The following is a 21,688-nucleotide window of genomic DNA, read 5'->3' as shown; positions in this document are numbered from 1 at the left end:
GTCAGCGCCGGCGCCAGTGCTACTGGGCCTGCGCCTGGGCCTTGCGGCGGCGCATCACCAGGTAGCCGCCGGCGGCGACCAGGGCCGCGGCGGCGGCGGCGAGAGCGCCGACGGGCGCGCCCGAACCGGTCTCGGCGAGGTCACCGGAGGCATCGCCCTGGCCGGACGGGGCCGGGGACGCCGGGGCGGGCGCCGCCGGAGAGGCGCTGCTGTCCGGCTGCTCGCCGTCGCCGGCCGGGGTGGGCTCGGCGGACGGCTCCTCGGCGGGCTCGTCGCCGGGCTTGTCGCCGGGCTTGCTGCCCGGCTCGTCACCGGGCTTGCTGCCCGGCTCGTCGCCGGGCTTGCTGCCCGGCTCGTCGCCGGGCTTGTCACCGGGCTCGTCACCGGGCTTGCCGCCCGGCTCCTCGCCCGGCTCCTCGCCCGGCTTCTCGTCGGGCTTACCGGGCTTCTCCGGCTTGCCTTCGCCCGGCTTGTCCTCGGTCGCGCAGTCGGTCTTGAAGACCTTGTGCTTGGCCTTGCCGTTCTCGCCCTCGAAGTTCCAGAACAGCTTGTACTGGCCGTCCGGCAGGACCATGTCCTCGGTGCGCTCGTGGCCGGAGCCGTCGAGCGTCAGCGAACCGGACTTGACGGTCTCGCCCTTGGGGGCGGTGTTGTTCGCCCAGGCCTCGATGTGCCAGTCGACCTTCTGGGCCGCGTCGAAGCCGAAGGCGTCGAGGTAGAAGGAGCAGACCTTGGGCTCGTTCTTGCGAAGCTCCTCGCCGGTCGTGCTGTCGTGGATCTTCACCGTGCCGTTGTCGCCCTTGGGCGTGGCGTGGGCGGAAGGTGCCAGGAGCAAGGAGGCGGTCACAGCCGTCACCAGAGCGCCGGAAGGAATGAGGGTGCGCATAGGGGCAGTCCAACGTGAGAGAAGTGGGTGCCGTGGGGGGCGGCTCAGCCTCCTGCGGCCTCCGCGCCCAGTCAAGGACGATCTTGGCCCATTCGTCCCATGCGCCGTGACTTGACCCAAAGGTCTCGGATAACGATCAGGCGTACGCCGTTCCGGAACGGGGCCGCACGGCTCGGGAACGACCCAGGGGCGGGCCTGGAAACGGCCCAGGGACGGGCTCGGGAACGGCCCCGGGCCCGGCTCAGAGCGCGAAGAACGACGCGAGCAGCAGTGCCCCGCCGGCCGTCCCCGCTCCCCACGCGACGCGGGTCAGCCGCAGGCCGCCGCCGATGACCAGGCCCGCGAGCAGCAGGGCGCCGCCCAGCGGGGTCCAGGCGTGGAGGATGCCGGGGGCTTCGGCGCGTACCGCTTCGGACGTGCCGGGCTTCAGGACGACCGGCAGGGCAGCGCCCTTCTCCACCGCGACCGACCTGGCGATGGTCACGCGCGAGTGGCGGGGCGCGGGGCCCTCGGGGACGTACGCCCCCGTACAGGTCTCGGCGCCGCAGCCGACGACCGTCAGCGTGCCGTGCTCGCGCCCCTTCGCCAGCATGGCGTGCTGGGCCGTCTCCCAGGAGGAGCGGACACCGGCGACGAGCAGCAGCAGCACGATGCCGGCCGTCGCCGCCCGCCGGACGTACAGAAGGGCGTGGATCCGCTTCGAGGCCATGGAGCGCGATCCTTGGCCATACAGCCACGCTCGGTCAACCTCTGCCCCATGATCCTCGGAGGTTGTCCTCAGGAGTTGTACGTACTCCGCACACGCTCCAGGCCCTCGGTGACCAGGCACTCCACCGCGTCCGCCGCCCGGTCCACGAAGTACCCCAGCTCCTTGCGCTCCGTCGAGGAGAAGTCCTTCAGCACGAAGTCGGCCACCTGCATGCGTCCCGGCGGCCGGCCGATGCCGAAGCGCACCCGGTGGTAGTCGGGGCCCATCGACTTGGTCATCGACTTGAGACCGTTGTGGCCGTTGTCGCCACCGCCCAGCTTCACGCGCAGCATGCCGTAGTCGATGTCCAGCTCGTCATGGATCGCGACGATGTGCGCCGTCGGCACCTTGTAGAAGTCGCGCAACGCCGTGACCGGGCCGCCGGACAGGTTCATGTACGACAGCGGCTTGGCCAGCACCACACGGCGGTCGGCCGGTCCCGGCGCACCCATGCGGCCCTCGACGACCTGGGCCCGCGCCTTGTGCGCCTTGAACTTCGCCCGCATCCGCTCGGCGAGCAGGTCGACGACCATGAAGCCGACGTTGTGCCGGTTGGCCGCGTAGTCGGGACCCGGATTGCCCAGACCCACGATCAGCCAGGGATCGGCTGCGTCCGTCATCTGCATGTCTCCTTCATACGCCCTCGTACACCCTCATACGCCAGCCGCCGTCCCGCGCACAGAGGCGCGGGACTGCGGCTGGACGGCGAACAGCGAGGCTCAGGCCTCGGAGCTCTCGGCACCCTCGGCGGGCGCCTCCTCGGCCTGCGGGGCCAGGACCTGGATGACGATCGCGTCCGGGTCGGTCTCCAGGGTGGTGCCCTCGGGCAGCGGAACGTCCTTGGCGTGGATCGTGGCACCGGCCTCGAGGCCCGCGATGGAGACCGTGACGGACTCGGGGATGTGCGTGGCCTCGGTCTCGACCGACAGCGTGTTCAGCACGTTCTCGAGCAGGTTGCCGCCCGGGGCCAGCTCGCCCTCGGTGTGGACGGCGACCTCGACCGTGACCTTCTCGCCCAGCTTGACCGCGAGCAGGTCGACGTGGGTGATGGTGCGCTTGATGGCGTCACGCTGGACGGCCTTCGGGATGACCAGCTCGGACTTGCCGTCGACGTCGAGGCGCAGCAGCGCGTTGCTGGTCTTGAGCGCCATCATGAGCTCGTGGCCCGGCAGGGTGACGTGGACCGGGTCGGCGCCGTGGCCGTAGATGACGCCGGGAACCTTGTTGGCACGACGGGTCTGACGGGCAGCACCCTTGCCGAACTCGGTACGTACTTCGGCGGCGAGCTTGATCTCGGCCATGGCTGCACTCCTCGTGGGTGACGAAAAACGGAAGGGTCACCCGGCCACGAAACGGCCTGCTACGAAGAGCGCGTCGATAACGGATCCGCCGTACCCCATGAGTACGGCCTCCCTCGCCGAGCAACTCGGGGAGTCTACCCGGCGGGGAGGCCGCACCAGAAATCGATCTTCGGATCAGCCTCGCGGCCGGACGGTCACGCCTGCTCCTCGAAGAGGCTCGTGACCGACCCGTCCTCGAAGACCTCGCGCACCGCGCGCGCGATCGTCGGCGCGATCGAAAGCACCGTGATCTTGTCCAGCTCCAGTTCGCCCGGCGTCGGCAGCGTGTCTGTGAACACGAACTCGCTCACCTTGGAGTTCTTCAGACGGTCGGCGGCGGGACCCGACAGGATGCCGTGCGTGGCCGTCACGATGACGTCCTCCGCGCCGTTCTCGAACAGCGCCTCCGCGGCGGCGCAGATCGTGCCACCCGTGTCGATCATGTCGTCGACCAGGACGCAGATGCGGCCCTCGACGTCACCCACGACCTCGTGGACCGTCACCTGGTTGGCGACGTCCTTGTCGCGGCGCTTGTGGACGATCGCCAGCGGCGCGTCCAGGCGGTCGCACCAGCGGTCGGCGACCCGCACCCGGCCGGCGTCGGGCGACACGATCGTCAGCTTCGAACGGTCGACCTTCGCGCCCACGTAGTCCGCGAGGACCGGCAGCGCGAACAGGTGGTCGACCGGGCCGTCGAAGAAGCCCTGGATCTGGTCGGTGTGCAGATCGACCGTGACGATGCGGTCCGCACCCGCCGTCTTCATCAGGTCGGCGATCAGACGGGCCGAGATCGGCTCGCGACCGCGGTGCTTCTTGTCCTGGCGGGCGTAGCCGTAGGACGGCACGACCACGGTGATGCTCCGCGCGGAAGCCCGCTTCAGAGCGTCCAGCATGATCAGCTGTTCCATGATCCACTTGTTGATCGGAGCCGTGTGGCTCTGGATCAGGAAGCAGTCGGCACCGCGCGCCGACTGCTGGTAGCGGACGTAGATCTCACCATTGGCGAAGTCGAAAGCCTTCGTCGGCACGAGGTCGACGCCCAGCTGGTGCGCGACCTCCTCGGCCAGCTCGGGGTGGGCGCGGCCGGAGAAGAGCATCAGCTTCTTCTCGCTGGTCGTCTTGATCCCGGTCACAGCACTGTCTCCTCGGACGTGAATCATTGCTGCTGCGCCCACACGCCTTTGAATCGCATGCGAGCCAGCCGAATTGTGTGCACCTATCACGGTACGCCGTGAAGGACGCACCTGTTTCCGGTCAGCTTTCGCCGTCGGCCGTCACGGCCGCCGACTGAGCCGCCTGCGCGGCAGCGCTTCCCGGACGCTTGCGAGCCACCCAACCCTCGATATTCCGCTGCTGGCCGCGGGCGACAGCGAGGGAACCGGGCGGCACATCCTTGGTGATGACGGAGCCCGCCGCGGTGTACGCGCCGTCCCCGATCGTGACAGGAGCCACAAACATGTTGTCCGAGCCCGTCCGGCAGTGCGAACCGATCGTGGTGTGGTGCTTGGACTCGCCGTCGTAGTTCACGAAGACGCTCGCGGCGCCGATGTTCGTGTACTCGCCGATGGTCGCGTCACCGACGTACGACAGGTGCGGCACCTTCGTGCCCTCGCCGATGACGGCGTTCTTCATCTCCACGTACGCACCGGCCTTGGACTTCGCGCCGAGCCTGGTACCGGGCCGCAGATAGGCGTACGGGCCCACGTTCGCCCCCTCGCCGACCTCCGCGCGCTCCGCCACCGTGTTGTCCACCCGGGCGCCCGCGCCGACGGCCGTGTCCGTCAGGCGGGAGTTCGGCCCCACCTCGCAGCCCTCGCCGAGGTGGGTCGCGCCGAGCAGCTGCGTACCCGGGTGCACGGTCGCGTCCTGGCCGAACGTCACCGTCACGTCGATGAACGTCGACGCGGGATCGACGACCGTCACACCACCGAGCATCGCGCGCTCCAGCAGCCGGGCGTTCAGCAGCCCGCGCGCCTGCGCCAGCTGCACGCGGTTGTTGATGCCCAGGATCTCCCGGTGGTCGGCGGCGACCGCCGCACCCACCCGATGACCGGCCTCGCGCAGGATCCCGAGGACGTCGGTCAGGTACTCCTCGCCCTGGCTGTTGTCGGTGCGGACCTTGCCCAGCGCGTCCGCGAGCAGCCGGCCGTCGAAGGCGAACACCCCGGAGTTGATCTCGCCGATCGCCCGCTGTGCCTCGGTGGCGTCCTTGTGCTCGACGATCGCGGTGACGGCGCCGCTGACGTCGTCCCGGACGATCCGCCCGTACCCCGTCGAGTCGGGGACCTCGGCGGTCAGCACGGTGCAGGCGTTGCCGTCGGCGGCGTGCGTGCGCGTGAGACCGGCCAGCGTGTCGCCGGTCAGCAGGGGGGTGTCGCCGCAGACGACGACGACGGTCCCGTCGATCCCGGCGCCGAGCCGCTCAAGGCCCATGCGCACCGCGTGCCCGGTGCCCTTCTGCTGCTCCTGCACGGCGGTCACGGCCCCGGCGTCGATCTCACCGAGGTGCGCCGTGACCTGCTCGCGGGCGTGGCCGACGACGACGACGAGGTGCTCGGGGCCGAGCTCCCGGGAGGCTGCGACGACATGGCCGACGAGCGAGCGCCCGCTGATCTCGTGCAGGACCTTCGGGGTGGCCGACTTCATGCGGGTGCCTTCACCCGCTGCGAGGACGACGACGGCGGCAGGGCGGGAGGCGCTCACGGTGATGCCCTTCGGCTTCGGGTGGTGGACACCCGCAGGATACCGGGGGGCCTCGGGGCCGAAACGCGCGCGGGTCCTGACCAGTGTGGTCAGGACCCGGATGGAAGTGCTCCCCTGCCAGGACTCGAACCCGGACATAAGGCACCAAAAGCCTCAGTGCTGCCAATTACACCACAGGGGAATACGGCTGACTAAACCCGACATCGCGTCAGGTTGTCGTCGTGGCTGCAAACACTATGCCGTAACAGCGGCCTCCGGTGCGACGGGCATGCGGCCCGTTCCGTGCTCGTCCGGTCTCCGGATATTGGGTGGCGGCCGCCCGTAGGGTGGACGGCATGACCGTGACGGGGGCAGATCAGGACGCCCCGGGTATGACCGCCCGGCGCTACTGGTGGTGGGACAGGCGGCGCAGTGTCGTCCTGGATGTGGGGCTGGCGCTGGTTTCGGCGCTCGAATGCGCGTTGGAGGGTGTGAGGTTCGCGGGGAGTGCGGGACTGCCGGTCCCGGTGGGGGCGGGGTTCGGGCTGGTCGCGGGCTCGGTGCTGGTGGTGCGGCGGCGGTGGCCGATCGCGGTGGTGCTGGTGGCGATCGCCGTGACGCCGGCCGAGATGGCGTTCCTGATGGGCATCGTGTCGCTGTACACGCTGGCGGCGTCGGAGGTGCCGCGCCGGATCATCACGGTGCTGGCGGGGATGTCGCTGGCCGGGACGCTGATCGTGACGTTCGTACGGACCCAGCAGGACGTGGCGAACGCGGCGGACGGGGACTTCGACCCCGGCCCCTGGTACGTGCCGCTGGCCTCGCTGTTCCTGTCGCTGGGGCTGACCGGGCCGCCGGTGCTGTACGGGCTCTATATAGGGGCCCGGCGGCGTTTGATGGAGAGCCTGCGGGAGCGCGCGGACTCGCTGGAGCGGGAGCTGTCGCTGCTGGCCGACCGGGCGGAGGAGCGGGCGGAGTGGGCGCGTACCGAGGAGCGGACGCGGATCGCGCGGGAGATGCACGACGTGGTCGCGCACCGGGTGAGCCTGATGGTGGTGCACGCGGCGGCGCTTCAGGCGGTGGCGCTGAAGGACCCGGCGAAGGCGGTCAAGAACGCGGCGCTGGTCGGTGACATGGGGCGGCAGGCGCTGACCGAGCTGCGGGAGATGCTCGGGGTGCTGCGTTCGGGGGACCGGGCGAGGCCGGTGGCGTCGGAGGTTCCGCTGGCGTCGGTCGCCGCGGCCGCCGCGGCGATCGCCGCCGCGGAGGCGGAGGACGGACCGTGCCTGGCCGATCTGGAGGCGCTGGTGGGGCAGTCGCGGCAGGCCGGGATGGTGGTGGAGTTCTCGGCGGAGGGTGCGCCGGTCGGGTGCGGGGCGCTGGTGGAGCAGACGGCGTACCGCGTGGTGCAGGAGGCCCTGACGAACGTGCACAAGCACGCGGCGGGGGCGAAGACGCGGGTGCGGCTCGCGTACCGGGGGTCGGAGATCGCCCTGCAGGTGGAGAACGGCCCGTCGGACGCCGGTACGGCCGACGCGGGGCTGCCGAGCGGCGGCAACGGGCTGGTGGGGATGCGGGAGCGGGTGACGGCGCTGGGGGGCGTGTTCGTGTCGGGGCCGACGGACGCGGGGGGCTTCCGGGTGTCGGCGGTGCTGCCGGCGCGCCCGCGCGAGGCGTAGCCGGCTGCGGGACGGGGGCGGCCGCCGGCACCGGCTCCGCTCCGGACCGCGGTGCCCGGATGCGGGGCGGGGGTGGCGCTGCTGGGGCTCCCCCTGCGGCGCCCCTTCGCGCCGTGACACTGCCGCCCCCCGTGCCGTGTCGCGGTGCCGGGAGGGGCCGTGCCGGGGTGCTCCCCGCGGGGCGCCGGACGCAACCACCCCGGACACACCGGCGTACCCGGACGTTCGGCGTCCGAGGAGTCTCCCCGGCCCGGCACCGGCCCCGAAGCCCCCGTACCCCGCGGGGCGCCGTACTGCCTCCCCGGCGGACCTCTACGCCGGGGCCAGCCGGCTCGGCCGGGTGCCGGTCACCAGGGCGGCCAGGGCCTGGTCGAGGTCAGGGCCCAGGTACCAGTCGCCGGTGTGGTCGAGGCTGTAGACACGGCCCTGCGCGTCGATCGCGAGTACCGCCTGGCCGGCGTCCCCGCCGCCGCTGAGCTCCGTACCGAGCGGGCAGACCTCCGTACCGAGCGCACGGCCGAGGTCGGCGAGGGTGCGGGCGTGGTGGAGGCCGCCCAGCGGGTCGAAACGTACCGGTGTCGGGGCGATCTGCCGGCCGGACCCCGGTGCGGCGATGTGCAGCCCGCCGAACTCGGCCCAGGCCTCGACGGCGGCGGGGAAGACGCTGTGCCGGTGGCCCGCCGGTGAGGTGTGGGCGCGCAGGGTGTCGGCCCAGTGCTCCGCCTGCCGCATGTCCCAGCGCCCCGGCTGCCAGCCTGCTGCACGCAGGGCGGCGTCCACGGCCACCGGGAAGCGGGTGGTGCCGGTGTGGGAGCGGGGGGCGGCGGGGTGGGGAATGGGGCCCGGCATCGGCTGTGGGTCAACCCTTCTCGGTGGGGGACACGGTGGGGTCTACGGTGCGTACGCCGAAATGGGCGAGCATCGGCGTGCAGGAGCGGCACGGCGGGGCGTAGCTGCCGTGCAGCGGGTCGCCGTCCTCACGGATGCGCCGTGCGGTGAGTTTGGCGTGCTTGAGGGAGCGGCGGGCTTCGCCGGTGGTGAGGGGTTTGCGGGAGGCGCGCTTGGAGCGCGAGCCTTCCACGGCGGTGATGTGCCGGGAAAGCAGGATCGCTTCCGGGCAGCGGCCGGTGAAGCGTTCCCGCTGGCCGCTGGTGAGGGTGTCGAGGAAGTCCTGGACGAGCGGGTGCAGCCGGGGCGGCCGGTCGGCCCGGCCCGCGGTGCACGTGAGGGTGTCGGCGCCGCGCACGGAGAGTGCGGCGGCGACCGTCGGCAGGATGCCGTCGCGGCGGTGGCTGAGGACTGGCGCGCGGGTGGGCTCGTCGCTGCTCCAGCTCAGGCGCGGGTCTCCGGCCGTCGTGGTCGCCGGAGGTGCGCTGGTCGCGGTGGTCGCCGTGGTGGTCGTGGCCGTGCCTGTCGGTGTCGTCGTGGCGGTTGTCTGTGCCGTGTGCATGGTGGTGCTCCCCTCCGTGCCCGCGGCGGTAGCCGCTGGTGTGCACGCCCCCGCGTTGCTGGGACAGCCTGCCAAATGTGTCCGGTGATGCGGAAGCTGGGTCGGTGAATCGTGTACAGGTGTCGCCGGGCGGTGACCCGCGTGTGACGGTTCGTTACGCAAGGCGAGGGGCAGGACCCCCTGTTGTCCCACCGCATAGGCTGTGCCGAACCAGCCAGCAGCAGCAGGGGGCAACCGCCATGACGACAGGTCGGCTCGGGCAGCAAGCCGCGCCACCGAACGCGGCCTACGCCGGGCAGGTCGTGCATTTTCCGGACCCGGTCCGGGCCTCTCGTCACCCGCACGGTGTACGGGTCGACGAGGACGGCTTCCCGGTTTTCTCGCCGTACGCGCGTGCCGCCGCGGAGATCGCCGAGCCCCCGGAGGGCTTCGGCGTCGACGAACTGCGGCTCACGGACTACGTGTCCGCCAACGCGGCGCTGGCCGCCGCCGGGCACGCCCTGTGGGACACCATTCCGGCGGTCGCCACCCCGCACGGCTGGACCTGGCACCACGTGGCGGGCACCCGGCGCATGGAGCTCGTACCGGTCGAGGTGAAGGCGTTGCTGCGGCACCACGGCGGACTCACGACGGCCGCCGTCGACCAGGACAAGCGCGGCACGCGTCCGTTGCAGGAGACGCGGCCGGCCCATTTCGGGCTGCCGAGGGGTTCCGTGGCGGTGAGCGAGCAGCAGATCCTGGGCGTCGAGGAGGACCTCGGCTACCGGCTTCCGGGCGCCTACCGGTCCTTCCTGAAGGCGGCGGGCGGCTGCGCGCCGGTGGGTACGGCGCTCGACGCGGAGCTGGGGCTGCTGGTCGACCAGCCGTTCTTCACGGTGCGGGACGAGGCCGCGGTGAACGATCTGGTGTACGTCAACAAGTGTCTGCGCGACCACATGACCAAGGACTACCTGGGTGTCGCCTTCGTCCAGGGCGGTCTGCTGGCCGTGAAGGTGCGGGGCGAGGGAGCCGGGTCGGTGTGGTTCGTCGCGTACGACGACGCGCGGGACCGCGACGGGCTGACGGTGCACGAGCGGGTGGAGCGGCTTCTGCTGCCCTGCGGTGAGGACTTCGACGCTTTTCTCCAGCGGCTGGCGGGCAATCCGCCGGAGCTGGAGACCGTGGCGAATCTGATGGTCGACGGCGGCTTCGCGCGCGCCGTCCCGGTTTCGGACGAGGGGTGACGGTCCGGTGGTGACCTTCGCGCAGGCGCAGGAGCGCGCGGAAGAGTGGGTCAACGGGGACGTGCCGGCGCCGTCGCACCGTGAGGTGCGGGTGCGGGAGTTCGAACTCGGTTTCGTGGTGTGGGCGGAGGACCGTGAGAACGGCCCCGCGTCGGACGGCGGGCGGCAGCGCCTGGTCATCGCCCGCGACGGCGGTGAGGCCACGCTGTGGCCCGGCCTGCCGGTGGGCGAGGTGATCCGCCGCTACGAGGAGGAGTACGGGACGCCGGAGGTGTCACCGGCGGCGGACGCGGGGCCGGCTCCGGCGCAGCGGGTGGACCTGGAACAGACGTCGTTCCTGCTGACACCGCCGGAGTGGCTCCAGGAGGCGGCGGACAGCCTGGGTGTCCCGGACCTTCCTGCGCCGGATCCGTCTGCCGGTTCACCGGTGGGCCCGCCGGCGGGGCCGTCCGTGGCGGGCGGTGCGGGTTCGCCCTCCGCGGGGGCGGTTCTGCCCCCGGAGGCGGGCCCGGGTTCCGCCGGTACGGGTGGCGACGGGCCGGCGCCGGGCGCGGGTTGGGCCGGTGCGGACGGGAGCGCTTCGCAGGCCGGGCGGGGGACCGGGGCGGTCTCCTGGCCCAGTGCCGGTGCGGAGCGGGCGGACTACGAGCCCACCGCTTCCGACGGAGTGCCCGCGGCGCCTGTCGGGGCGACCCCCTGGTCCGGGACCGACACCACCCCGGCCCTGGGCTCCGACGACGCGTCCGTGCCGCTGCCGGCCACGGTTTTCGCGCCGCCGCTCTCCGGTTCCGACGAGGACGACTTCCCGCCGCCCGGTGTGGCGCCGGAGGCCAGGACGGCGCTGATGTCGGGCGGCAGCCGGTTGCCCTCGACCGCGGTGGCTCCCGCCGTGCCCGGTGAGATTCCGCAGCCGCCCGGGGCGCCCGGGACGCCCGCGCGCGCCGCCGGGCCCGGTCCCGGCGCCGAGGAGATCGCCGACGCTACGACCAGCAAGGCTCCCGTGTCGCCGCCCGGTGCGTGGGGGAGCGGTCCGACGGCTCCGCCGCCGCCGGCGCCCCCGGCTCCGCCGGAGGGGCCCAACGAGCCCGGTGTCCCGGCGGGCGGGTACGTACCGACCCAGCTCGTTTCGGCGCTCGGCCCCGACGGGCCGCGGCCGCCCGGTCCGCCGGCTCCGCCCGGCCCGCCCGCGCCGCCGTCCGGTGACGGTGTCCACCACGCGGCGACGATGCTCGCCCACCCGAGCCAGGGCCGGGGCATGCCGGGTGCCGCTCCGCAGCCCCCGGGCCCGCCCGGCCCGCCCGGCCCGCCCGGTCTTTCCGGTCCGCCCGCGCCGCCGTCCGGCGGGGGCGTGCACCACGCGGCGACGATGCTCGCCGACCGGAGCCAGGGTGGCGGCATGCCCGGCGCTCCGCAGCCACCCGGTCCGCCCGGCGGCGATGTGCACCACGCGGCGACCATGCTGTCCGGCCCCCCGCCGGGCGCTCCGCAGCCGCCCGGCCCTCCGGGCCCGCCCGGTCCGCCCGGGATGCCGCCGGGCGCCGCGCCGCAGCCACCCGTGCCCATGCCGCAGCCCCCGGCCTACGGCTACCCGCAGCCGGGGCCGACCGGGCTGCCGACGGTCGGCCCCGGCTACCAGGCCGTACTGCGCTACCGCGCCCAGGACGGCAGCGAGCAGCAGCTCATCCGCCGCTCCGCGCCCGGCACCCCGCACCCGGAGTGGCAGATCCTGCACGAGCTGCGCGCCATGAACGTGCCGCCGCAGCAGGTGCTGGAGCTGCACACGGAGCTTGAGTCGTGCGAGCTGCCCGGCGGTTACTGCGCCCGCATGATCCGTGAGACCTGGCCCCAGGTGCGGATCACGAGCGTGGCGCCGTACGGGAAGGACCACGCAGGCCGTCAGCAGGGCATGCGGCATCTCCTCACCCACCAGGGCGAGTTGCACCAGGTCGCGGACGGCCCGGCGCGTCCCGCGCCGGTGCGGGCGCCGCTGCCGCCGCCGGGGCAGCTGATGCAGGCGCCGCCGATTCCGCCCGAGGGCGTGGCGCACGAGCTGATGGGCGCCTTCGGGCCGCAGGGCGTCTTCCGCTTCGACGGGGCGGCGGTGTCGCGCCAGGGCGTGCCGGACCTCGTGGCGCACACGCTCGTGGTGGCGGGTCTGCCGGTCGATTTCGGGCCGTTCTTCTGGGCGCAGGCGGTGCCGGGCCGGCCGGTGCCCACGCTCGCGGAGCTCGCCGCGCAGCGCGGGGTGCAGCCGGCCGCGGACGCGGGCTCGTACCTCGTCATGGGCAGCGACTTCGGCCGGGCCCTCTGCGTCCAGTACGGCACGGCGAACATCGTGGCCGTACCGGTGGAGGCGGGTCCCGGCGGCCAGCCCGTGCCGCCGCAGTTCGTGAACACCGGCCTGCCGGAGTTCACGCGCTCGCTGGCGCTGCTCGGCCACATGTGGCGGCTGCGTTTCGGGCTCACGCCCGAGCAGGCGGGCCGCTGGACGGTCGACTTCCAGGCGCGGCTGGCGGCGCTGGACCCGGTGGCGCTGGCGTCGCCGGAGAGCTGGTGGTCGGTGCTGCTGGAACAGATGTGGGACGGCCTGCTCTGACGGCTTCCCGAGGGCGTACCGGGGCGCCCGGTCTGCGAGGGGCCGGGCACCCCGGCCGGTCTCCGCACGGCGGACGCCTTCGCCCGGTACGGGCAACGGGTACCGGTACGGGCAACGGGTACGGGTACGGGTACGGGTAGGAGCCGGCGCGGGACGGCGGCCGGAAATCCCTTCCACGCGTCCGTCCGGGGCCACTCCGATTCCGGCTTCCGGTGCCCATGGGCGCATCCTTGAGCGGGACGGCCGGGCGGAGTGTCGTGTTTTGCGCCATCCACCCCATCCGTCAGGATTGCGCAGAATCGCGTTGCGGGTCGGAGAGAGGCTTCAAGGATGAGTGCATCGGTTTCACCGTCACCTCACGGCTTCGTCGCCGTACGGGGCCGCGGCTACCGTCCGGAACAGGTGGAGCGGTACGCGGCCGGACTCTCCCAGGACCGCGACGCCGCGTGGGAGCGTGCCGCGTGCCTCACCGTCCTCACCAAGGAGATGGAGGCCGAGGCGGCGCGGATGCGCGAGCAGGCGGACGGGCTCGCTCCCCAGACGTACGAGGCTCTCGGCAGGCGCGCCCAGCACCTCCTCGCGGTGGTCGAGGAGGAGGCGGCGGAACTGACGGCCGCGGCCCACGACCGGGCCCAGGAGACGCACGACGCGGCCGTGGCGGAGGTCGCCGCCGTCCGCGAAGCGGCCCGTGAGTACGCGGAGACGGTGCTGGCGGACGCCGAGGCCCACGCCCAGGAGATCCTCGCCGGTGCCCAGCGCGCCGCCGAGGAGATCAGGGCCGATACCCGCCGGGACGTGAAGGAGTGGCGGAGCGAGGCCGTCGCGGCACTGAGGGAGATGCGGCAGCGTACGGCCGGCCTGCTCGCCGACCAGGAGAAGAAGCACGCGGAGCGCTGGGAGAAGGCCGAGCGCGAACACGCCGGACGCGAGGCGGAACTGGCTGCCCGCGAGGCCGAACGGACGGCCCGCGCCGAGAACGGCCTCGCGGACGCGAAGCGGGTCTTCGCCGAGGCGCAGGAGGCTGCCCGCCACGGCCAGGAGGACGCGGAGGCGCGCGCCGCCGAACTGCTCGTCGAGGCACGGGTGCGCGAGGAGCGCGTCGCACGCGAGACGGAGCGCATCCTGCGCGAGCACGACGACGCCCGCGAGGAGGTGCAGGCCCACATGGCCCACGTACGCACCAGCCTGGCCGCCCTGACCGGTCGCGCCGCGGCGGAGGGCTGAGCGCCGGAGGAGCGCGGCGGGCCGCCGTCCCGCGCCTCAGGCGGCCGGGCGGCGGTGGGCCGGCAGGGCGCAGGCCGGTGTACCGCCCGGCATCCGCCCGCGGTTGTTCGCGACGAGCCGGTACACGCCGTGGGCGAGCCACCGCAGGGGCGGCAGCGTGAGCAGCGCCCCCGGCACGGCCCACCCCCTGCCCGCGTTCAGCAGCAGCCTGGCGACGCCCTGCGCGCCGCCGTGCACCGCTCCGGCGGGCGTGACCCACAGGACCTCGTACGCGGCCCGCTGCCGGGTGACGCCGAGGGAGTCCAGATCCGCGAACTGCCACGGGGTGATCTCGCAACGGGGCCGCAGGAGGCGTTCGGCGAAGTGCACCGAGCTGGTGCAGAAGGCGCAGTCGCCGTCGTAGACGAGCACAGGTTCGGTCCGCATGGCTCCATGGTGCCGCGCCCGGCGGATCGCGGGAGGGCTGCCTCGGCGGCCCTGGCAGGTGACCGGCGGGAGCCCGGACGAATCTTCTCGCCGAACGCAACCGGTATCCGGTTCGAAGGCCGGGGGGCGGTGGCCACGGTGTGGACGCTGGACGGGCTGCTCTCCGCGTACGCCCGACGCGACGGGCGCGAGGTACGGCGTACGCCGCTGTGACCGGGAAGGGCCCGCATCCGGTGCTCCCGAGGATGCGGGCCCTTCGGTCGTTCGGCGGGGGCGGCTCTGCCTTACGCGGCGGAGCCGGCCTTGCGGCGGCGTACGACGAACATCGCGCCGGCGCCGGCCAGCACGGCCGCGCCGCCCACGAGGGCGATCTGCGGCACGGCGGAGGAAGAACCGGTGTTGGCGAGGCTGCCGCTCACCGGCTGGTGGGACACACCGCCCTGCGGCGTCGGGATCACGGCGGCCGGTGTGGCGCTGGGCGTGGCGGTGGTGGCGGGGGCGGGGGTGGCCGACGGCGCGGGCGTGGCGTCCGGGGTCTTGCCGGGGGTGCCGGCCGCGATCTCGAACTCGTACGTGGCGGGGTCCGGAGTCCCGCCGCAGGACTCGTCGTCGTTGGAGTAGTCACCGGAGGCGAAGGCCATGCCCTGGCCCGCCGGGGCCTTCGCGTCGATCTTGAGGCGCAGCTTGATGTCGCTGTGGGCGCCGGCCTCCAGGGGGCTGATGGGGTCGATGTACGAGGTGTCGTCGACGGGCTTCCAGGTCGTGGAGGACGCGGAGGACCACTGCAGTTTCAGCAGGTCGCCGATGTCCTCGAGGCCGCTCTTGTCGGTCGCGTGGACGTCGGCGTACGGGTAGACCTCGTCCATGGTCTTCTCGGTGCCGTTGGTCAGGCGGAGCCGGAAGTCGACCCAGTCGCCCGCGACGACCTTGGAGGGCAGACCGGTCACCACGGTGGTGAGATCGGGCTCCGGGACGCACTCCTCGCCCTCGTTCCCCTCCTCGTCCTCTTCTTCCCTGGCCTCGGCGAGGGCCTCGTCGGCGGCCGTCTTGTCTTCGAGGGCCTTCTTCACGGCCTGCTTCAGCAGCTCGTACTGCCGAACGGCGGCGACCCGCGCGTCGTCCCGCGCGTCGAGGGCGGTCTCGGCTTCGGCGTCGGCGGCGGTCTTCGCCCCGGCGGCGGCCTTGGCCGCGGCCTCGGCGTCGGTGACGGCCTTCTCCGCCGCTTCCTTCTCCTCCGGGGTGGCGGTCGCCGGGAGTTCGTCGAGCTTGTCCTCGGCGTCGGCGAGCGCCTTGTCGGCGGCGGCCTTGGCGGCTTCGGCCTCCTTGGCGGCCTTCACGGCGGCGGTGGCCGCCACGGCGAGGGGGGTGGTGTCGGCGAGCGCCGCCTCCAGGTCCTCCTTGCCCTCCTTCTCGGCCAGTACGGCGTCGTCGTACGCCTTCTGCGCCTCGGCGGCGGCCTTCTCCAGCTGGGCGATGCCGGGCTTGCTCAGCTGCTCCTGCGCGGCCGGCCTGGTGTCGGCGAACGCGGGGGTGGCGGAGAGCAGCGCGACGGGCGTCGTCACGGCGGCGACAGCGGCTGTGGCGAGAATGCGGCGGAATCTCACAGGCGACCTTCTCCGGGTCCGGAAGTACAGAGACAGAAACAGAAACAGTCGCCGTAGGGGGACTTCACGCTGCGCGACTTCGTCGAAGAGTAGAACTGACAAAAGAGCCGAGGAAAGCCGGAATTGGCGAATCCGGGGAGTGGCACTTACGCGCGGGGCGGCCAAAACGGATATTCGCGGATGGTTGTCCACGATTTCTGTGATTTCTCTGTGGGGCATGTCACGGAACTGGTGCGCGGTGCGGGAAAGGCGCGTTCTCGGGAGACCCGCACTTCGCGTCACCCGGACGTACTTCGGTGTCCGGGTGAGGAAGCCGTCAGTCCGTCCGGACGGGGACGGGGGCTGTCAGCCGGCCGGTGTCTCCTCGGTCTCGGTGATGACGGGGAAGCGCCGCGGCGCCACGAAGACGAGTGCGAGCAGGGCCAGGCCCGCCGCGATCGCCGCTCCCACGTAGACGTGGTCGACGGCCGTGTCCACCGCCCGCCGGAGGTACTCGGCGGCCTCCGCCGTGAGTGAGCCCGGGTCGCCCAGGGCGTGCGAGACGGAGTCGAGATCGCCGGGGAGGCCGTCCCGTATCCCTTCGGGAGCGGCGGCGAGCCGGGACGCGAGCGTGGCGTTGGCGATCGCGCCGAAGAGGGCCGCGCCGACGGACTGGCCGACCTGGCGGCAGAAGAGTACGGACGCGGTCGTCGTCCCGCGCTCCGCGTACCCGACCGTCGACTGGACGCCGACGATCAGCGGCAGCTGGAAGAGGCCCAGCGCCGCGCCGAGCAGCAGCATGATCAGGGCCGGCTGCCAGGCCGCGCCCGGGAAGGGGAGGAGCGGGAAGGCGAGCAGGACGAGCGCCGCGCAGGTGATGCCGATGATCGCGGTGAGGCGGAAGCCGATGCGGTTGTACGCGTGCTGGCTCAGGGCGGCGGAGAGCGGCCAGCTCAGGGTCATGACCGACAGGACGAAGCCGGCGGCGATCGGCCCGAGGCCCAGGACCGACTGGGCGTAGGTGGGGAGGAAGACCGTCGGGGCGACCATCAGGAGGCCCAGCGAGCCGAGGGCCAGGTTGACGGCGGCGATGGTGCGCCTGCGCCACACCCAGCCGGGGATGATCGGTTCGGCGGCGCGGCGTTCGATGACGACGGTGGCGGCGGCGAGGAGCGCGCTCGCGCCGAAGAGGGCGAGGGACGGGGCGGAGAGCCAGGGCCAGGCGACGCCCCCCTGGACGAGGGCGAAGAGCAGCAGGCCGCCGCAGGCGAACACGGCCAGTGCGCCGGCCCAGTCGATGCGGGGGCGGGTGGCCGGCCTGTTCTTCGTACGGGCGGGTTCGTGCAGGTGGCGGACGACGAGCCAGAGGGCGACCGCGCCGACCGGCAGGTTGATGAGGAAGATCCAGCGCCAGTCGGCGTACGCGGCGAGCAGTCCGCCGAGTCCCGGGCCCGCGACGGCCGACACCGCCCACACGGTGGACAGTCTCGCCTGGATCTTCGGGCGTTCCTTGAGGGGGTAGAGGTCGGCGGCGATCGTCTGGACCGTGCCCTGGATGGCGCCGCCGCCGAGGCCCTGGACGATGCGGAAGGCGATCAGGCTGCCCATGTCCCAGGCGGCGGCGCAGAGCAGGGAGCCGAGGAGGAAGAGGGCTATGCCGGTGATCAGGACGGGCTTGCGGCCGAAGGTGTCGGAGAGCTTGCCGTACACGGGGAGGGTGACGGTGACGGCGAGGAGGTAACCGGAGAAGAGCCAGGAGAAGACGGCGAAGCCGCCGAGGTCGCCGACGATCTGGGGGACGGCGGTGGAGACGATCGTGCCGTCGAGGGCGGCGAGGGCCATGCCGAGCATGAGCGCGGCGACGACGGGGCCGCGGCGGGGGTCCGGGACGGTTCCCGGCGGGCGGCCGGCGGTGTCCGGGCGGCCGGGAACCGCGCTGGTGCCGCCCGTGCTTCCGGTGCCGCCCGTGCTTCCCGGGCCGCTCGCACTGCCTGCACTGCCCGTACCACCCGTACCACCCGTGCTGCCCGCACTGCTTCCGGCGCCGCTCACCAAGATCCCTTCACCGTGCACGTACCTGGTCCCCGACACCTTCTCACTCGCAGGTCACGCAGGGGGAGGGTGCAGAGGGCCCGGAGACGGGGTCCACCTGCGGGTGGAGAGCCCCTAGGGGGTTCTCCTTACTTCTGGCCAGAGGACGTTCGTCCCGGTGGAGGACGAGGAGAACGCGCCCGTTCTTTAGCTTGGTCTTACTGCTCGACCAGCCGCGGCGGGGGGACAACAGCACCTCGGGGGTGGGGTTTTCCTCAGGTGAATACGGCGTTGCACACCACTGTGCGGAGGGCTCGGGGCCGCCAGACTCGAAGTACTTGATCACCGGCGGGCGGCACGCCCCGCGCGCCTCATGCGGCCTACGGCATACGGCACACGACTTACGGCCCAAGCGACATAGGAGACTTACCGTGACAACGGCTATGACCATTCCCAGGCATGGAGGCGCCGGCGGGCGTACGGCCGTCGCCGCGAGGTCGCGGCAGGTCGTCAAGGCGTACGGGGCGGGGGAAACCCGGGTCGTCGCGCTCGACCACGTCGATGTGGACATCAACCGGGGGCAGTTCACCGCGATCATGGGCCCGTCCGGCTCCGGCAAGTCCACACTGATGCACTGTCTCGCGGGCCTGGACACCGTGACCTCGGGCGAGATCTACCTCGACGAAACCGAGATCACCCAGCTCAAGGACAAGAAGCTCACGCAGCTGCGCCGGGACCGGATCGGCTTCATCTTCCAGGCATTCAACCTGCTGCCGACGCTCAACGCGCTGGAGAACATCACGCTGCCGATGGACATCGCGGGCCGCAGGCCGGACGCGGCGTGGCTGAACCAGGTGGTGGAGACGGTCGGCCTCGCGGACCGCCTCAAGCACCGGCCGACGCAGCTCTCGGGCGGTCAGCAGCAGCGGGTGGCGGTGGCGCGGGCCCTGGCCGCACGCCCCGAGATCATCTTCGGTGACGAGCCGACCGGGAACCTCGACTCCCGGGCGGGCGCCGAGGTGCTGTCCTTCCTGCGGAAGTCCGTCGACGAGCTGGGCCAGACCATCGTGATGGTCACCCACGACCCGGTCGCCGCCTCCTACGCGGACCGGGTGCTGTATCTCGCGGACGGCCGGATCGTCGACGAGATGTTCTCGCCGACCGCCGACCAGGTCCTCGACCGCATGAAGGACTTCGACGCACGCGGGCGGACGTCATGACCGTGGTCAAGACCTCCCTGCGCAACTTCGTCGCGCACAAGGGCCGGATGGCCCTCTCCGCCGTCGCGGTCCTGCTCTCGGTGGCGTTCGTGTGCGGCACGCTCGTCTTCACCGACACCGTCAACACGACCTTCGACAAGCTCTTCGCCTCCACCGCGGCCGACGTCACCGTCAGCCCCGAGTCGGCCGGGAGCGACGGCCAGGGGCCCCGGACCGGCAGACCCGAGACGCTCCCCGCGTCCGCGGTCCGGCAGGTGGCGAAGGCGGACGGCGTGAAGTCCGCCGAGGGCGCCGTCGCCAGCACGTCGGTGACCGTCGTCAACGGCGACAACAAGAGGATGGGCTCCGACGACGGCGCCCCGACGGTCGCCGGCAACTGGACACGCGGCGACCTCAAGTCGATGGAGATCACCTCCGGACACGCCCCGCGCGGGCCCACCGAGGTGATGGTCGACGCCGACACCGCCGACAAGCACGGCCTGAGCCTCGGCGACGAACTGCGCACCATAGCCGTCACCGGCGACATCAGCGCCAGGATCTCCGGCATCGCCTCCTTCAAGGTGACCAACCCGGGCGCGACCGTCGTCTACTTCGACACCGCGACCTCGCAGCGGAAGCTGCTGGGCAAGCCGGACGTCTACACGCACATCGCCGTCACCGCCGAACAGGGCGTCAGCGACAAGCGGTTGAAGCAGCACGTCGCGGGTGCGCTCGGCGGGGCCGACGGCCCGTACAAGCTCCAGACCGCGAAGGAGACCGCGGACTCGGGCCGCGAGGAGATCGGCTCCATGCTCGACGTGATGAAGTACGCGATGCTCGGCTTCGCCGGAATCGCCTTCCTCGTCGGCATCTTCCTCATCGTCAACACCTTCTCGATGCTCGTCGCCCAGCGCACCCGCGAGATCGGCCTGATGCGGGCCATCGGCTCCAGCCGCCGGCAGATCAACAGGTCCGTGCTGGTGGAGGCGTTGCTGCTGGGCACCTTCGGTTCGATCCTCGGCGTCGGAGCCGGTGTCGGCCTCGCCGTCGGCCTGATGCAGCTCATGGGCGCCGTCGGCCTGGAACTGTCCACCGAGGACCTGACCGTGGCCTGGACGACCCCGGCCGTCGGGCTCGCGCTCGGCATCGTCGTCACCGTCGTCGCCGCCTACATCCCGGCCCGGCGGGCCGGCAAGGTCTCCCCGATGGCCGCGCTGCGCGACGCAGGGACCCCCGCGGACGGCAGGGCCGGCTGGATACGGGCCGGACTCGGCCTGGCCCTCTCCGGTGCGGGCGGCACGCTGCTCTACCTGACGACGCGGGCGGACAAGGCGAGTGAGGGTTCGCTGTTCCTCGGCGGCGGCGTCGTCCTCACCCTCATCGGTTTCATCGTCGTGGGCCCGCTCCTCGCGGGCGTCGTGGTCAGGGCGATCAGCGCCGTCGTGCTGCGGATGTTCGGCCCCGTCGGCCGGATGGCCGAGCGCAACGCGCTGCGCAATCCCCGGCGTACGGGAGCGACGGGCGCGGCCCTGATGATCGGCCTCGCGCTGGTCGCCTGCCTCTCGGTCGTCGGGTCCTCGATGGTCGCCTCGGCCACGGAGGAGCTGGACAAGTCGGTCGGCGCGGACTTCATCATCCAGAGCGGTCCCAGCGGGCCGATCGTGCCCGGGGCCGAGAAGGCGCTGCGCGCCGCTCCCGACATCGAGCACGTCACCAGCTACAAGATGATCGAGGTCGAGCTGACCTCTCCCGACGGGAAGACGGAGACCGAGGAGCTGGCCGCCGCCGATCCGACGTACGCCGAGGACCTGCGGCGCGAGACCGTCGCCGGTGAGCTGGGTGCGGCGTACGGCAAGAACGCCATGTCGGTCGGCGACGACTACGCGAACCGGCACGGAATCAGGGTCGGCGACACGATGACCGTCGCGTTCAAGGGCGGCGAGACCGCGAAGCTCCGGATCGCGGCGATCACCTCGGACGAGACGAACGTCGACAAGGGCGCGATGTACACCAACGTCACGACCGCCGCGCAGTACCTGCCGGCCGATCGGGTGCCGCCGAACCTGATCATGTTCGCGAAGGCGGTGGACGGCAAGGAGGACGCGGCGTACGCCGGGCTCAAGGACGCGCTGGCCGCGTACCCGCAGTTCACGGTGCAGAACCAGACCGACTTCAAGCAGGACCTGAAGGACGAGGTCGGCCAGCTGCTCAACATCGTCTACGGCCTGCTGGCCCTCGCGATCATCGTCGCGGTGCTCGGTGTGGTGAACACCCTCGCCCTGTCGGTCGTCGAGCGGACCAGGGAGATCGGCCTGATGCGGGCCATCGGCCTCTCCCGGCGCCAGCTGCGCCGCATGATCCGCCTGGAGTCGGTGGTGATCGCTCTCTTCGGCGCCCTGCTCGGCCTCGGGCTCGGTATGGGCTGGGGCACCTCGGCCCAGAAGCTGCTGGCACTGGAGGGGCTCGGCGTCCTGGAGATCCCGTGGACCACGATCGTCGCGGTCTTCGTCGCGTCGGCCTTCGTGGGACTGCTCGCCGCCCTGGTCCCGGCCTTCCGGGCGGGCCGGATGAACGTACTGGACGCGATCGCCACGGAGTAACGGAGTGGCGGGGGCGGGGCG

Annotated in this window: 17 protein-coding genes and 1 tRNA gene; 6 read left to right on the top strand and 12 right to left on the bottom strand. The window is 72.4% G+C overall.

The annotated features are described in order from the left end of the window. Nucleotides 1-19 precede the first annotated feature (19 nt). The 7 genes from ABD374_RS18980 to ABD374_RS18950 all read right to left on the bottom strand — a co-directional run bounded on the left by ABD374_RS18980 (nt 20) and on the right by ABD374_RS18950 (nt 5,858). Nucleotides 20-847, bottom strand: a complete 828-nt coding sequence (locus ABD374_RS18980) for an LPXTG cell wall anchor domain-containing protein (protein WP_344496738.1) — start codon at nt 845-847, stop codon at nt 20-22. 280 nt (nt 848-1,127) lie between these two features. Next, nucleotides 1,128-1,595 (bottom strand): hypothetical protein, encoded by a 468-nt coding sequence (locus ABD374_RS18975; protein WP_344496736.1) that lies wholly within the window; start codon nt 1,593-1,595, stop codon nt 1,128-1,130. A gap of 68 nt (nt 1,596-1,663) precedes the next feature. Beyond that, complete coding sequence (gene pth, locus ABD374_RS18970) at nt 1,664-2,254, bottom strand: aminoacyl-tRNA hydrolase (protein ID WP_344496734.1); 591 nt, start codon at nt 2,252-2,254, stop codon at nt 1,664-1,666. Between the two features lie 99 nt (nt 2,255-2,353). Continuing rightward, the gene (locus ABD374_RS18965) at nt 2,354-2,935 is read right to left on the bottom strand and encodes a 50S ribosomal protein L25/general stress protein Ctc (protein WP_344496732.1); all 582 of its coding nucleotides are present in this window, start codon (nt 2,933-2,935) and stop codon (nt 2,354-2,356) included. Between the two features lie 194 nt (nt 2,936-3,129). Continuing rightward, a complete protein-coding gene (locus tag ABD374_RS18960) occupies nt 3,130-4,107 on the bottom strand; it encodes a ribose-phosphate diphosphokinase (protein ID WP_344496730.1) in 978 nt (325 codons plus the stop codon). A gap of 121 nt (nt 4,108-4,228) precedes the next feature. After that, nucleotides 4,229-5,677 carry a bifunctional UDP-N-acetylglucosamine diphosphorylase/glucosamine-1-phosphate N-acetyltransferase GlmU gene (glmU, locus tag ABD374_RS18955; protein ID WP_344496728.1) on the bottom strand — a complete coding sequence of 483 codons (1,449 nt, stop codon included), beginning with the start codon at nt 5,675-5,677 and terminating at the stop codon, nt 4,229-4,231. A gap of 109 nt (nt 5,678-5,786) precedes the next feature. After that, nucleotides 5,787-5,858 (bottom strand) — tRNA-Gln (locus ABD374_RS18950). A 154-nt stretch (nt 5,859-6,012) separates the two neighbouring features. Here ABD374_RS18950 and ABD374_RS18945 point away from each other — a divergent pair. Then, a complete protein-coding gene (locus ABD374_RS18945; protein ID WP_344496726.1) occupies nt 6,013-7,335 on the top strand; it encodes a sensor histidine kinase in 1,323 nt (440 codons plus the stop codon). Nucleotides 7,336-7,647: 312 nt separating this feature from the next. On the opposite strand, the gene ABD374_RS18940 is transcribed toward ABD374_RS18945, so the two are convergent. Next, nucleotides 7,648-8,184, bottom strand: coding sequence for an SUKH-3 domain-containing protein (locus tag ABD374_RS18940; RefSeq protein WP_344496724.1), 537 nt, complete (start codon nt 8,182-8,184; stop codon nt 7,648-7,650). Between the two features lie 10 nt (nt 8,185-8,194). Then, nucleotides 8,195-8,785 (bottom strand): YwqJ-related putative deaminase, encoded by a 591-nt coding sequence (locus ABD374_RS18935; RefSeq protein ID WP_344496722.1) that lies wholly within the window; start codon nt 8,783-8,785, stop codon nt 8,195-8,197. Between the two features lie 239 nt (nt 8,786-9,024). Here ABD374_RS18935 and ABD374_RS18930 point away from each other — a divergent pair, with 239 nt between their 5' ends. The 3 genes from ABD374_RS18930 to ABD374_RS18920 all read left to right on the top strand — a co-directional run bounded on the left by ABD374_RS18930 (nt 9,025) and on the right by ABD374_RS18920 (nt 13,828). Then, entirely contained in the window at nt 9,025-10,008 is a 984-nt protein-coding gene (locus tag ABD374_RS18930; protein ID WP_344496720.1) for an SMI1/KNR4 family protein, read from the top strand. Nucleotides 10,009-10,015: 7 nt separating this feature from the next. Then, a complete protein-coding gene (locus ABD374_RS18925; RefSeq protein WP_344496718.1) occupies nt 10,016-12,604 on the top strand; it encodes an SUKH-4 family immunity protein in 2,589 nt (862 codons plus the stop codon). A gap of 330 nt (nt 12,605-12,934) precedes the next feature. Further along, nucleotides 12,935-13,828 carry a coiled-coil domain-containing protein gene (locus tag ABD374_RS18920; RefSeq protein ID WP_344496716.1) on the top strand — a complete coding sequence of 298 codons (894 nt, stop codon included), beginning with the start codon at nt 12,935-12,937 and terminating at the stop codon, nt 13,826-13,828. Between the two features lie 36 nt (nt 13,829-13,864). Here ABD374_RS18920 and ABD374_RS18915 read toward each other — a convergent pair whose 3' ends face one another. The 3 genes from ABD374_RS18915 to ABD374_RS18905 form a co-directional block, all read right to left on the bottom strand. Further along, nucleotides 13,865-14,254, bottom strand: coding sequence for a thiol-disulfide oxidoreductase DCC family protein (locus tag ABD374_RS18915; RefSeq protein WP_344496714.1), 390 nt, complete (start codon nt 14,252-14,254; stop codon nt 13,865-13,867). A gap of 284 nt (nt 14,255-14,538) precedes the next feature. Next, nucleotides 14,539-15,858 carry an LAETG motif-containing sortase-dependent surface protein gene (locus tag ABD374_RS18910; protein ID WP_344496712.1) on the bottom strand — a complete coding sequence of 440 codons (1,320 nt, stop codon included), beginning with the start codon at nt 15,856-15,858 and terminating at the stop codon, nt 14,539-14,541. Between the two features lie 345 nt (nt 15,859-16,203). Then, a complete protein-coding gene (locus ABD374_RS18905; protein ID WP_486388630.1) occupies nt 16,204-17,889 on the bottom strand; it encodes an MDR family MFS transporter in 1,686 nt (561 codons plus the stop codon). 410 nt (nt 17,890-18,299) lie between these two features. On the opposite strand from ABD374_RS18905, the gene ABD374_RS18900 reads away from it, so the two are divergent. Both ABD374_RS18900 and ABD374_RS18895 read left to right on the top strand, forming a co-directional pair. Then, nucleotides 18,300-19,088 carry an ABC transporter ATP-binding protein gene (locus ABD374_RS18900; RefSeq protein WP_344496710.1) on the top strand — a complete coding sequence of 263 codons (789 nt, stop codon included), beginning with the start codon at nt 18,300-18,302 and terminating at the stop codon, nt 19,086-19,088. After that, the gene (locus tag ABD374_RS18895; RefSeq protein ID WP_344496708.1) at nt 19,085-21,667 is read left to right on the top strand and encodes an ABC transporter permease; all 2,583 of its coding nucleotides are present in this window, start codon (nt 19,085-19,087) and stop codon (nt 21,665-21,667) included. The genes ABD374_RS18900 and ABD374_RS18895 overlap by 4 nt, the downstream gene beginning before the upstream one ends. Nucleotides 21,668-21,688 lie beyond the last annotated feature (21 nt).

Origin of the sequence: Streptomyces enissocaesilis, from assembly GCF_039533765.1 — a bacterium.
GTDB lineage: Bacteria > Actinomycetota > Actinomycetes > Streptomycetales > Streptomycetaceae > Streptomyces > Streptomyces enissocaesilis.
The sequence above is the reverse complement of the archived record's forward strand: the minus strand, read 5'-3'. Positions and strand labels throughout refer to the sequence as shown.